Origin of the sequence: Nocardioides sp. 616, from assembly GCF_002930065.1 — a bacterium.
Classification (GTDB): domain Bacteria; phylum Actinomycetota; class Actinomycetes; order Propionibacteriales; family Nocardioidaceae; genus Nocardioides; species Nocardioides houyundeii.
The window spans coordinates 165732-178460 of record NZ_POAG01000012.1; the positions used below are offsets into that span (position 1 = coordinate 165732).

9 protein-coding genes are annotated in these 12729 nt (G+C 72.3%); 5 read left to right on the forward strand and 4 right to left on the reverse strand.

Annotation, left to right across the window (positions count from 1 at the left end):
- Window positions 1-31 precede the first annotated feature (31 nt).
- A complete protein-coding gene (pcrA, locus tag C5H89_RS05295; RefSeq protein ID WP_104106005.1) occupies window positions 32-2455 on the forward strand; it encodes a DNA helicase PcrA in 2424 nt (807 codons plus the stop codon).
- A 74-nt stretch (window positions 2456-2529) separates the two neighbouring features.
- Here pcrA and C5H89_RS19320 read toward each other — a convergent pair whose 3' ends face one another.
- Together C5H89_RS19320 and C5H89_RS05310 are read right to left on the reverse strand one after the other, a co-directional pair.
- Window positions 2530-3384 carry a M23 family metallopeptidase gene (locus C5H89_RS19320; RefSeq protein ID WP_104106006.1) on the reverse strand — a complete coding sequence of 285 codons (855 nt, stop codon included), beginning with the start codon at window positions 3382-3384 and terminating at the stop codon, window positions 2530-2532.
- A gap of 485 nt (window positions 3385-3869) precedes the next feature.
- Window positions 3870-5291: a deoxyribodipyrimidine photo-lyase gene (locus C5H89_RS05310; protein WP_240181718.1), complete on the reverse strand. Its 1422-nt coding sequence runs from the start codon at window positions 5289-5291 to the stop codon at window positions 3870-3872.
- Window positions 5292-5469: 178 nt separating this feature from the next.
- Here C5H89_RS05310 and sucC point away from each other — a divergent pair, with 178 nt between their 5' ends.
- Window positions 5470-6633: an ADP-forming succinate--CoA ligase subunit beta gene (sucC, locus tag C5H89_RS05315; protein WP_104106009.1), complete on the forward strand. Its 1164-nt coding sequence runs from the start codon at window positions 5470-5472 to the stop codon at window positions 6631-6633.
- A 19-nt stretch (window positions 6634-6652) separates the two neighbouring features.
- The gene (gene sucD, locus C5H89_RS05320) at window positions 6653-7534 is read left to right on the forward strand and encodes a succinate--CoA ligase subunit alpha (RefSeq protein WP_104106010.1); all 882 of its coding nucleotides are present in this window, start codon (window positions 6653-6655) and stop codon (window positions 7532-7534) included.
- A 91-nt stretch (window positions 7535-7625) separates the two neighbouring features.
- On the opposite strand, the gene C5H89_RS05325 is transcribed toward sucD, so the two are convergent.
- The gene (locus tag C5H89_RS05325; protein WP_205304868.1) at window positions 7626-8693 is read right to left on the reverse strand and encodes a tocopherol cyclase family protein; all 1068 of its coding nucleotides are present in this window, start codon (window positions 8691-8693) and stop codon (window positions 7626-7628) included.
- Between the two features lie 69 nt (window positions 8694-8762).
- A complete protein-coding gene (locus tag C5H89_RS05330; protein WP_104106011.1) occupies window positions 8763-10637 on the reverse strand; it encodes a sigma-70 family RNA polymerase sigma factor in 1875 nt (624 codons plus the stop codon).
- Window positions 10638-10796: 159 nt separating this feature from the next.
- Here C5H89_RS05330 and C5H89_RS05335 point away from each other — a divergent pair, with 159 nt between their 5' ends.
- A complete protein-coding gene (locus C5H89_RS05335) occupies window positions 10797-12071 on the forward strand; it encodes a DUF6350 family protein (RefSeq protein WP_104106012.1) in 1275 nt (424 codons plus the stop codon).
- Between the two features lie 9 nt (window positions 12072-12080).
- On the forward strand, window positions 12081-12713 hold the full coding sequence (purN, locus tag C5H89_RS05340) for a phosphoribosylglycinamide formyltransferase (protein WP_104106013.1): 633 nt from the start codon (window positions 12081-12083) through the stop codon (window positions 12711-12713).
- The last annotated feature ends 16 nt before the right edge of the window (window positions 12714-12729 follow it).

Genomic DNA, 12729 nt, shown 5'->3' on the forward strand with positions numbered 1-12729 from the left:
GTCGGCGCCGCCGCGTAGGGTTGGCACCGACATGAGCAGTCCTTTCATCCTTCCCGGCCTCGAGCACGTCCAGCCCCCCGACCAGGCGCCGCGGGCCCCGCGAGAGCGCCGCGGCCCGAGTGCCGAGGACCTGCTGGAGGGGCTCAACGAGCCCCAGCGCCAGGCGGTCGTCCACTCCGGGGCACCTCTCCTGGTCGTCGCCGGCGCCGGCTCGGGCAAGACCCGCGTGCTGACCCGTCGGATCGCCTGGCTGGTCGCGGAGCGGGGCGCCCACCCGGGGTCGATCCTGGCCATCACCTTCACGAACAAGGCCGCGGCGGAGATGAAGGAGAGGGTGGAGGAGCTGGTGGGCAAGAGAGCCCGCCTGATGTGGGTCTCGACCTTCCACTCCTCCTGCGTCCGCATCCTGCGCAAGGAGAGCGACCGGCTGGGCCTGAAGTCCAGCTTCTCCATCTACGACGCCGCCGACTCCAAGCGGTTGATCACCCTGGTGCTCAAGGACCTCGAGCTCGACCCCAAGCGCTACCAGCCCGGTGCGGTGCTCAACTGGATCTCGGACCAGAAGAACGAGCTCCGCGATCCCGACGAGGCCGCCAAGGACACCCGCAACGGGTTCGAGGAGGCCTACGCCTCTGCGTACAAGAGCTACCAGCGTCGGCTGCGCGAGGCCAACGCGATGGACTTCGACGACCTGATCATGTCCACCGTCCATCTGTTCCAGGCGTTCCCCGAGGTCCGCGAGACCTATCGTCGCCGCTTCCGGCACGTGCTCGTGGACGAGTACCAGGACACCAACCACGCCCAGTACGCCCTGATCCACCAGCTGTGCGCCGACAACCCCGAGGAGACCGGCGAGCAGCGGGTGCCGCCGGCGGAGCTGATGGTGGTGGGCGACGCGGACCAGTCCATCTACGCGTTCCGCGGCGCCAACATCCGCAACATCCTGGACTTCGAGCAGGACTTCCCCAACGCCACCTCCATCCTGCTCGAGCAGAACTACCGCTCCACCCAGACCATCCTCACCACGGCCAACGCGGTGATCGGGCACAACAAGGGGCGCAAGCCCAAGCGGCTGTGGTCCGAGGCCGGCGACGGCGAGCGCGTGGTGGGCTACGTCGCCGACGACGAGCACGACGAGGCGCGCTTCGTCTCCGACGAGATCGACCGTCTCGTCGACGGCGGCCAGCGCGCAGCCGACATCGCGGTCTTCTACCGGACCAATGCCCAGTCCCGGGTGTTCGAGGAGGTGTTCATCCGCACCGGCCAGCCCTACAAGGTGGTCGGCGGTGTCCGCTTCTACGAGCGCAAGGAGGTCCGTGACGCGTTGGCCTACCTGCGCATGCTCGCCAACCCCGCCGACGAGATCTCGCTGCGGCGGGTGCTGAACACCCCCAAGCGCGGGATCGGGGATCGGGCCGAGGCCTGCATCTCCGCACTCGCGCAACGCGACCAGACCACCTTCTGGGAAGCCCTCACCCGGGCTTCGGAAGCCCCGGGGATCGCCACCCGGTCGCTGAAGAACGTCGAGGCCTTCGTCGCGATGGTCGACGAGCTGCGGTCGATGGTCGAGGCGGGGGAGCGCGCAGACGTCATCCTGGAGTCGGTGCTGGAGCGCTCCGGCTACCTGGCCGAGCTGGAGGCCTCGGACGACCCGCAGGACGGCACCCGGGTAGAGAACCTGGCGGAGCTGGTCGCGGTCGCGCGAGAGTTCTCCGAGGACCCGGTGGCCGGGCCCTCGGCAGATCCCGCCGACGTGGACGCGGGCACCGTCACTCCCGGCCTCACCGACTTCCTCGAGCGCGTCGCCCTGGTGGCGGACAGCGACCAGATCCCCGACGTGCCCGATGGCGAGGACGTCGGGGTCGTCACCCTGATGACGCTGCACACCGCGAAGGGCCTGGAGTTCCCGGTGGTGTTCCTGACCGGTCTCGAGGACGGCGTCTTCCCGCACCTGAGGTCCCTGGGCGACCAGAAGGAGCTGGAGGAGGAGCGACGCCTGGCCTACGTCGGCATCACCCGGGCGCGCGAGCGGCTCTACATCTCCCGTGCCGTGGTCCGGTCCGCCTGGGGCGCGCCTTCGCACAACCCCGCCTCACGCTTCCTCGACGAGCTGCCGGTCGACCTGGTCGACTGGCGGCGCACGGAGGGCTCCCAGACCCGCTGGGGACGCCCCGACCTGGCCTCGTCGTCACCGGCCCGCCTGGGTTCGCCGACGGCAGCCGGTCGGCGCAACTTCTCCTCCGCAGCGCTCCGCGCGGACGCGGCCGTCAAGGCCAAGCCGGCCCGTGAGATCCCGTCGCTGGAGCCCGGCGACCGGGTGCTGCACGACTCCTTCGGCATGGGGACCGTGGTCTCGTTGGAGGGCGCGGCCGAGAAGTCCGTAGCCTCGGTCGACTTCGGGTCCGAGGGAGTCAAGCGCCTGCTGCTGCGCTACGCCCCGCTCGAGAAGCTCTGAGCCGGAGCGGTTCAGCCGGAGCATCCCGGGCGAGCCCGGACTCTGCCTTCGGCGCCCGGAGGTGCCGTCCCGGATCAGGGCTGGAGGCCGTGAGCCCGCAGAGCCGAGTAGGGGTCGACCGGGCCGCCGCTGCCGGGGCGGACCTCGAGGTGCAGGTGGGGGCCGGTGGAGTTGCCGGTGCTGCCGACCGTGCCGATGGTCTGGCCGCCGACGACCCGGTCTCCGACGCTCACGCTGGTCGACGTCTGGTGGCAGTACCAGATCTCGGTGCCGTCCTCGAGCAGGAGCGTGGTCTTGTTGCCGTAGGAGCCGTCATAGCCGACCTCGGTCACGATGCCGTTGGCCACGGCCCGCAGCGGGGTGCCCGAGGGAGCGGCGAAGTCCAGCCCGGTGTGCGAGGTGGACCAGAGGCTGCTGGACATCCCGAAGGAGGCCGTGAGGCGGTAGCCCGAGACCGGCATGACCCACTGGTCGGCCTTGATCTTGGCGGCGCGCTGCTCCATCTTGGCGGTCATCGTCTGCAGCGCCTCGGTGCGCTGCTGCGTCATCGCCTCGGCCTTGGCCTGGAGCTTGGCCTCGGACCGCTCGGACTTCGCGACGCGGCGGGAGTCACGGGTGACCACTGCGGTGCGGTCCGCCAGGAGGCCGGTGTCAGCGGCCGTCGACAGTGCGCTGGCCGAGGTCAGCTGGGTCGAGGTGTCGTCGGCGTCGGTGAGGCTGGGCGTCGCCGTGATGGCGCCGCCGGCGGAGATGGCCAGTGCTGCGACGCCGGCCAGGATCGGAGCTGAGGGCAGACCCTTGAGCAGGGAGCCGCGCCCGGTGTGCTTGTCCGCACGGCGGCGACCGCCGGCGGCCAGGGCCTCGACGGCGGGCGTTCGGGAGATGGTGGCGGAGGCCGGGTCGGGCGACGACGGCCGGACAGGCTTCACGGGCCGGGTGGACCGCACGGGACGCGCGGACCTCGGGGACTTGGCCGGCGACGTGGTGCGGGACTTGGGAGCGGGACGGGCGGCACGCTTGCCACCGGTGGTGGGCGCGGAGGCGACCGGGGTTTCGGCGACGGTGCTCAGCGGAACGGGGGAGGGAACGACTACCTGCGGAGCGGCACTGGGGCGGCTGCTCGACGCGGACTGGCGGGAGATCAAGAACTTCCGGGACGCTCGGTCCTCCGAGGATGCGCGGCGGGGGCCGCGTTCTGCTCGGTGGTTTCCCATACAGGTTTACCTCTTGCGAATCGGGGGTATGACGGAACGTCGCTGGACAACCCGGTTGACTGTAGCGGAAGGACTGGGCTGGCCGTAATCCCTTCACGCGCTTTTGTGGAACGAGTTTCACCTTCCCTCCGGCCGTGGGCCGGATACCCGCCTGAGGCGGGCTAGCCCCGCTCGAGATCCAGCCTCGGCTGTGGCTCAATTCACCACTCGCCGCGCCCGGGCCGGGAGCCGGGTCCCGTGTCGCCCCGCGCCGCCGCGTAGCGAGCCAGTGCCTCGCGCCGCTCGTCGGCGTGGTCGACGATGCGGGCGGGGTAGCCGTGGGCATAGCCCTCCTCGTGCTCCCACGGCTCGTGGGCGGCACGCCCCGGCAGGTGCCGGAGCTCGGGGACCCAACGGCGTACGTAGTCGCCGGCGGGGTCGAACTTCCTGCCCTGGGAGACGGGGTTGAAGACCCGGAAGTAGGGGGAGGCGTCGGTCCCGGTGCCGGCCACCCACTGCCAGCCGTGGTTGTTCGAGGCCAGGTCGGCGTCCGCGAGGTGCCGCAGGAAGTGCCGGGCGCCCACCGGCCACCACACGTGCAGGTCCTTGGTCAGGAAGCTCGCGGTGATCATCCGGAGCCGGTTGTGCATCCACCCCTGGGCCAGGAGCTGGCGCATCCCCGCGTCGACGACCGGGTAGCCCGTGGTGCCGGTGCGCCAGGCCTCCACCGCGTCGGCCTCCTCGGAGTAGCGCAGGCCCGCCAGGCTGGGCCGCAGGTCCCGCCAGGCAGAGTCCGGTCGGTGGTGCAGGACGTCGGCGTAGAACTCCCGCCACGCCAGCTCGGAGACGAACGCCTCGGCGCCACCGCCGGGGTCCCCGTCGTCGGGAAGGTCGGCGAGCAGGGAGCGGGGGTGCAGCACTCCCAGGCTCAGGTAGGCCGACAGGCGCGAGGTGCCGTCGAGGTCCGGGCGGTCCCGCCCCCGCTGGTAGTCGCCCAGCGCGCCGTCGCGGAACGTGTGCCACCGGCGCCAGGCGGCTTCCTCGCCGGCCTCGGGCAGGTCCGCAACGGCATCGGCGGCGGCCTGGACCAGCGCGTCCCGGGCCCCGGGCGTGCTCGCCAGCTCCACGAAGCCGGGGGCCTCGGGACTCGCCGCGGGAGCCGCCCAGCCGTGCTCGCGCCAGGCTCGGGCGAAGGGGGTGAACACCCGGTAGGGCTCGTCATCGCCCTTGCGCACCAGCCCCGGGCCCACGGCGTACGGCGACCCGGTGGCGCGCAGCGCGGCCGGCCGGCCGCTCCGGTGCCCCAGCCCGGCCAGGGCGCCCGCGACGGCGGCGTCCCGCGCCGCCCCGTACGGCGTGGTCTCCGCCGAGACGTGCACCTGGTCGGCCTCCACCTCCGCGACGACCTCGGGCACCACCTCGGCCGGATCACCCCGGCGGACGACGAGCCGGCCACCGGTCCGCTCGTCGAGCGCCAGCAGGTTGGCGGCCAGCCAGGCCCGGCGTACCGGCCCAGCGCGCCCCATCAGCCGGGGATCCAGCACGAACAGGGCGACCGCGGAACCGCTCTGCTCCAGGGCCGCGAGGAGGGCGGGATGGTCGCTGAGTCTCAGGTCCCGGCGGAACCACATGACGGTCGGCACCTGCCCAGCCAAGCACTGTCCTGGGCAGGGGCGCTGCGGCAACGGTGTCCACGCGGAGACCCCGGGCTGCCCGACCCTGCGTCAGCGGGTTTAGGCTGACTGACCGGAACGCGCCCCCCCGGCGAACGCTCGGGGCTGCCCCGCGCGCTCGCGAACCTCATAAAGGATTGGGTGGATCGTGGACCTGATGGAATACCAGGCGAAGGAACTCTTCGCCAAGCACGGTGTGACCACGACGCTCGGCGTCGTTGTCGAGACCGCTGAAGAGGCCAAGGCCGCAGCCGAGCAGCTCGGCGGCGTGACCGTCGTCAAGGCGCAGGTCAAGGCCGGAGGTCGTGGCAAGGCCGGCGGTGTCAAGCTGGCCAAGACGCCGGACGAGGCCTTCGAGTACGCCAAGAACATCTTGGGCATGGAGATCAAGGGACTGACCGTCAACCGGGTCCTGGTCACCCCCGCGACCCCGCCGGTGGAGGAGTACTACTTCTCCTTCCTGCTGGACCGGGCCAACCGCTCGCACCTGTGCATCGCCAGCGTCGAGGGCGGTGTGGAGATCGAGGAGGTCGCCAAGACCAACCCCGAGGCCGTGCGCCAGATCCGGATCGACGCGATCGAGGGCGTCACGCCCGAGAAGGCCGCGGCCATCGTGGACGAGGCCAAGTTCCCCGCCGAGCTGCGCGACCAGGCCATCGAGATGGTCCAGGCGCTGTGGCAGGTCTACGTCACCGAGGACGCGACCCTGGTCGAGGTCAACCCGCTGGCGCGCCTGGAGGGCGACAAGCTCGAGGCTCTCGACGGCAAGGTCTCCCTCGACGAGAACGCCGAGTTCCGTCACGAGGACCACCAGGTGTTCGTGATCCGCGACGAGGAGGACCCGCTCGAGGCGAAGGCCAAGGACAAGGGCCTGAACTACGTCAAGCTCGACGGTGCCGTGGGCATCATCGGCAACGGCGCGGGCCTGGTCATGTCCACCCTCGACGTGGTCGCCTACGCCGGCGAGAAGCACGGCGGGGTCACCCCGGCCAACTTCCTCGACATCGGGGGCGGCGCCAACGCCCAGGTGATGGCCGACGGTCTCGACGTCATCCTCAACGACCCTCAGGTCAAGAGCGTCTTCGTCAACGTCTTCGGCGGCATCACCGCGTGCGATGAGGTCGCCAACGGCATCGTCGGCGCCCTGGAGATCCTCGGTTCCGAGGCCTCCAAGCCGCTGGTCGTCCGTCTCGACGGCAACAACGTCGACGAGGGCCGACGCATCCTGAACGAGGCCAACCACCCGCTGGTGACCCTCGTCGACACCATGGACGGCGCGGCCGACAAGGCCGCCGAGCTGGCGAACGCCTGATACGGAGCACGGAACAACAATGTCTATCTACCTGAACAAGGACTCCAAGATCATCGTCCAGGGCATGACGGGCGGTATGGGCTCCAAGCACACCACCCTGATGGTCCAGGCCGGCTCCAACATCGTCGGCGGCGTCAACGCCCGCAAGGCCGGCACGTCGGTCGAGCTCGGCGGCCAGGACCTTCCGGTCTTCGGCAACGTCGAGGAGGCGATGGCCAAGACCGGCGCCAACGTCTCGGTCGTCTTCGTGCCGCCGGCGTTCACCAAGGACGCCTGCATCGAGGCCATCGACGCCGGGATCGAGCTGCTCGTGGTCATCACCGAAGGCGTCCCGGTGCAGGACACCGCCGAGGTCTTCGCCTACCTCGAGGGCAAGGCCACCCGGATGATCGGCCCCAACTGCCCGGGCATCATCACCCCCGGTGAGTCGCTGGCCGGCATCACCCCGCACACCATCGCGGGCAAGGGCCCGGTCGGCTTGGTCTCGAAGTCCGGCACCCTGACCTACCAGATGATGTACGAGCTGAAGGACTACGGCTTCACCACCGCCATCGGCATCGGTGGAGACCCGGTCATCGGCACCACGCACATCGATGCGCTCGAGGCGTTCGAGAACGACCCCGAGACCAAGGCGATCGTGATGATCGGCGAGATCGGTGGAGACGCCGAGGAGCGCGCCGCGGCCTACATCAAGGAGCACGTGACCAAGCCGGTCGTCGGCTACGTCGCCGGCTTCACCGCTCCGGAGGGCAAGACCATGGGCCACGCCGGCGCCATCGTGTCGGGCTCCTCGGGCACCGCCCAGGCGAAGAAGGAGGCCCTCGAGGCCGCCGGGGTCAAGGTCGGCAAGACGCCGTCGGAGACCGCCGCCCTGATGCGGGAGATCCTCGCCAGCCTCTGAGGCATCCCAGCACCCCAGCACCTCGACGTACGCCCCGGCCGCCCAGCGGCCGGGGCGTACGTCGTCCCGGGAGCCCAGAGTGAGGCGCAGATCAGCGCAGGGGAGCGGCCTCGGTGTCGTGCGCAGCACCGCCGCGGCGCAGCACCTCCGCGCGGGCCCGGTCGATGCCGCCGTGCTCCAGCGCGGCCGAGCGGGACTCGCCACTCCACACCAGGCGCCCACGGTGCCGCACCCGCACGGTCATCGTGGCCCCTAGGTGCTCGATGGCTCCGGGCACGTTGCGTCGCTCGACCGGCAGCGGCACCGGGAGCACGTGGGCGCTGCCGAGGGCGCCGTGACCCTCCACCTCGATCTGCCACGCGGCGCTGCGGCCCCGCAGGGACCAGTGCTCGTCGGCGACCTCGGCGCGGACGGGAGAGACCACGGGGTCGCCGAGCCGGACCAGCCGGCCGTCGGGCAGCAGCACCACCAGCGCGGTCACTGTGGTGCGCAGCGGGCCTGCGGTCACCTCGCCACCGGCGAAGGCCACGCACACGGACTCCTCCTGGAAGCCCTGGGCCTGGCCCCACCACCAGGAGTCGGGGAAGCCGCCCTTGCCCCAGTTCTTCTCCCCGTACACGTCCCAGCCCTCGATCTCCACCGACTCGGCCCCGAGCACCGCCGTGCCGTGCGCCTTGCCTCCGAGCAGCCACGGGTGCCAGTACTGGTTGAGCGCCGGCACGGAGCCGAAGACGCTGGAGCCGCCGACGGCTCGCCGGGGCCAGGGACGGGGCTGGGAGATGCCCACCTGCAGGCGCGAGTCGGCGCCCAGGTCGACGCTCAGCGAGTCGGGACCGCCGCGGAAGGCGTCGCCGGCGCTCGCCCCGAGGCCGTGCTCGCTGGCGTGCCCGTGGGGGTGCACCACGGTCCGCAGGTGCCCGCCCGGGTGGCCCGCCAGGCCGAGGGTGGCCCAGTGCTCGCCGGCGGCGTCGCGGTTGACGCCGTTCAGGGCGATCACCACCCGGCCGGTGCCAGGGTCGGTGAGACGCCAGAAGTAGCCCTCCATGGCCACCCCGTGGGCCGAGAGCGGGTCCCCGAAGGGCAGGGTGGCGCCGCTACGACGGTAGGCCCGGTGCAGGGCGGAGGCAGGGGAGGGCGGGAGGAGGCGGGAGCGTGGCACGGGCGCCATCATGGCAGCCAGTCGGCCGCCCCCGGCCCGCGTCTCCTCGTGCGTCGAGACGGCGGTCGACTACCGGGTCTCCAGCTGCAGCCGGGGCAGCCGCTGCAGGGCGCGCCGAGCCAGCCAGACGAAGTCCGAGCGGCTCATGCTCAGCCCGCTGGCGGGCACGAAGCCGACCTGGGCCACGGTGCTGCCCTGACGCATGATCGCCATCAGGAACTCCAGGGACTCGTTCTCGGAGACCTCCAGCTCCAGGCGCCACACCGTCAGGTCCCGGCTCTTCGAGGAGCTTCCGGCGAGCCGGGTGACGTCGGTGCCGAAGCCCTCCTTGGCGCACCGGTCGACCCGGTCCCGGACCCCGCCGACGAACTTCCTCGCGGCCGGTGCGCCGCGCATCGTCGCCACGGTCTGGGTCAGCCCGAACTCGCCGGCGCGACGCGCCTGTGGGAAGAGGAAGGTGCGGGTCAGGTTGTTCTTGATGCCCTTGCCCATGAACACGGTGCGGTCGCACCGGGTCGAGGCCACGTTGACCCGCGGCTTGGCCGGGTCGGTGCCCACCCAGGGGCCCTTGGCGCGGGTGACGGGGGGCAGGTCGAACTCGCTGAGCATGCCGGGGACGCTGCCCGCGACCGGCACGCTGGTGGGCCGCGCCTTCGGCGGCGAGGCGCAGGCGCCGGCACCGGCGGCGCCGCACCGGGCGTTGACGGAGGCGGCCAGCAGCGAGGCGACGGGCCGGGGCTTGCTGCGCATGCCGGCGACGTCGCCCACCGCGGTGGTGACCATCTGGCCGGAGCGGGCCACGCCGACCTGGATGGTGCGGGTCGGGCCGCGCCAGGACCGGAGGGTGAAGAGGCTGGCCTCGTCGCCGACCCCCTTGAGGTCGTGCACGCTCATCAGCTGGACCCGGTCGGTCGAGCAACCGGCGAACCAGCTGCGGGCCACGGCGTACGCGTCGGCGGCCTGCTCCTCGCTGGCGGAGAGCTCGACGAACTCGGTCGCGGACGCGGTGCGTGCGGGCGGCTGCTGCCGCTGCTTCTTCTTGTTGCCCGAACCCCGGGGCTTCTGGGTGCCCTCGAAGGTGCGGACGATGGCTCCCAGGCCCTTGGCGTCGGCGAAGCGGTTGCCCTGGCAGGGCATCACCAGGCCGTTGCCCTCAGTGTTGGTGCTGGTGGCCGACTCGCTCCAGGCCAGGCCCGGATCCACCCGTCGTACCTGTCGGGGGGTGAGCAGCATCTCCTCGGTGAGCGCGGGCTCGTCCGCGGTCGCCTCCACCTTGGTGGCCCGGCGCTCGAAGCCCTGGTCGCTGAGGGTGGCGCCGGGAGTCTCACCCTGGGCCACGACCATGCCGCTGAGCACCACGGCCGCGGTGGTCGCCAGCACTCCGACGACGGTGTGGGCCCGGCGCCGCGTGGTCCCCGCGCGGCGCAGGATGGAGCTGCGCGGCCAGCGGTTGTCGCCGATCGCCGAGCCCAGCGCCGTCAGGTGTGCGGGGATCGACTCCGGCGTCGTGTGCCGGGCCAGGGCGAAGGCCGCGCCGGCGGTCTCGGCCTCTGCCTGGGCCTGCTGGCGCGGAAGGCCGATCTCCCGGGCCATCTCGGCGAGTGGGACGGGGGAGTAGTGGGTCAGCACCAGCGCCTTGCGCTGGTTCATGGACAGGGTGCTGAGAGCCTCCAGGGTGGCGCTCGACTCCTCGTCGAGGTCCTTCTCCCGGTGCCAGGGTCGGGCCGCGTGCCGGTGCTTGGCGCGCTTCCAGACCAGGGGCCGCAACCAGGCCTCCCGGTCGCTGGCCCCGCGGACCTTGTCCCAGTGGTGCCAGGCGACGGTGAAGGCGTCGCGGACCGCGGTACGGGAGACGTGCTGGTCGCCAGTGAGGACGTAGGCCTCGACCAGCAGTCGGTCGCGGACGTCCTTGTACAGGTTGTCGAACTCTTCGGGGCTTCTCATGGCCGTTCCACCGTACGTGGGGCGCCACCGTGGCACACGGCAAAGTGGCGATCTACACACGGCGTGCGAGCGCGGGAGCGGGCCGCGGCGCCCGGGCGCTGCGGTCGTGCGGCGTGGCTGCGCCGGCACGGCTGCGCCGCGGGTCATGATGGTGGAGTCATGTCCTCGCTGTTGACCTCCACCCTGCAGCGGGCCTCGGGAACCGCCGACGGCTCGCCGACGCCCCCGCGCCGACCGGTGCTCCTGCTGGCCCTCCTCGCCGGGGTCGTGGCAGCAGGCGCCACCCTCCTCGCGTGCGTGTTGCTGGGGCTCGTCGGGTGGTTCCTCAGCGACGCCGGCGTCCACGGACCGCCGCGCGAGGCCATGCGGGCCGGTGCCACGGCGTGGCTGATGGCCCACGGCTCCGGCCTGACGGTGCAGGGCGCGGCTGTCACGGTGGTGCCGCTGGGGCTCACCGTCTTCGCGTGCTGGACCACCTGGCGGGTGGCCCAGCGGCTGGGGGAGTCGGTGTGGGGCCACGGGCCGGACGTGCACCGCCTCTCCGACGGGGAGCGCGACTGGACCGTGCCGGTCGCCACCGGCGGCTTCGGTGTCGGCTACGCGACGGTCGCGCTCGTCACGGCCGGCCTCGTCGCGGGCTCGCTGGTGCAGCCGGACCGCAGCGCGCTGCTCACCTGGTCGCTGCTGCTCACCGTCTGCCTGGCGGGGCCCGCCATCGCGGCCGGCTCGGGCCGCGGGGCGGTGTGGGCGGCGGCGCTGCCCCCGGCGGTGCGGCACGGCGCCGCCACCGCGGTGACGATCCTGCTCTCGGTGCTCGGCGTCTCCGCCGCCCTGCTGGTCGTCGCGTTCGCGCTCAGCTTCGGCGAGGCCGCCAACATGGTCGAGCAGCTCGGGACCACAGGGGGCGAGACCACCCTGCTGGGTCTGGTGAACCTGGCCCTGCTGCCCAACGCGGTGCTGCTGGCAGGGTCCTTCCTGGTCGGCCCCGGGTTCGCCGTGGGCGTCGGCACGCTGGTCTCGCCGTCGGCAGTCGTGCTCGGGCCGCTGCCGGTCCTGCCGCTGCTCGCGGCGCTGCCCGACCCGGGCACGCCCAGCTCCTGGTGGGGCCTGACCGTGGGGGTGCCGGTCCTGGTCGCCGCGGCGGCGGTGGTCCGGCTGCAACGTCGTCGCCCGACCCTGCGGTGGGACGAGGGCGCCCTGCGCGGCTGCGGCGGCGGGATCGTGGCGGCGGTGGTCCTGACCGTGCTGGCGGCGCTGGCCGGCGGGGCGGCCGGCCCCGGTCGGATGCGAGAGGTGGGCGTCTTCAGCGGGGACCTCCTGGTGCACTCGGTCACCGCCCTCGGGCTGGGCGGCCTGCTCGGCGGTCTGGTGATCACCTGGTGGCAGCGCCGCACCTCGGTCCCGGCGGACGAGGGTGCCTCGCCGGAGTCCTAGACTCCGCGGGTGTCCGCCACCAGCAGCCCAGCCCGACTCGTCGTCCTCGTCTCGGGTGCCGGCACCAACCTGCAGGCTCTGCTCGACGCCTGCGCCGACCCGTCGTACGGCGCCCGCGTGGTGGCGGTCGGTGCGGACCGGGACGACATCGAGGGCCTGGCCCGGGCCGAGCGGGCCGGCGTGCCGACGTTCGTGCGCAAGGTCAGCCAGTTCACCTCCCGCGAGGACTGGGACCGGGCGATGGCCGACACCGTGGCGGCGTTCGATCCCGATCTCGTGGTCTCGGCCGGTTTCATGAAGCTGGCGGGCGCGGAGTTCCTGGCCCGGTTCCCGGGGCGCTACGTCAACACCCATCCGGCGCTGCTGCCCGCCTTCCCGGGCATGCACGGCGCGGCCGACGCACTGGAGCACGGGGTCAAGGTCGCCGGGGCCACGTTGTTCGTGGTGGACCCGGGCGTGGACACCGGCCCGATCATCGCCCAGCGTGCGGTGCCGGTGGAGCCCGAGGACGACGTGGAGAGCCTGCACGAGCGGATCAAGGTCGCCGAGCGCGAGATGCTCGTGGAGGCCGTGGGGCGGATCGCCCGCGAGGGTCTGGTCGTGACCGGACGCAAGGTGCGCTACGGATCTGCCGGGAAGTAGGCTGGGGCCACACGAC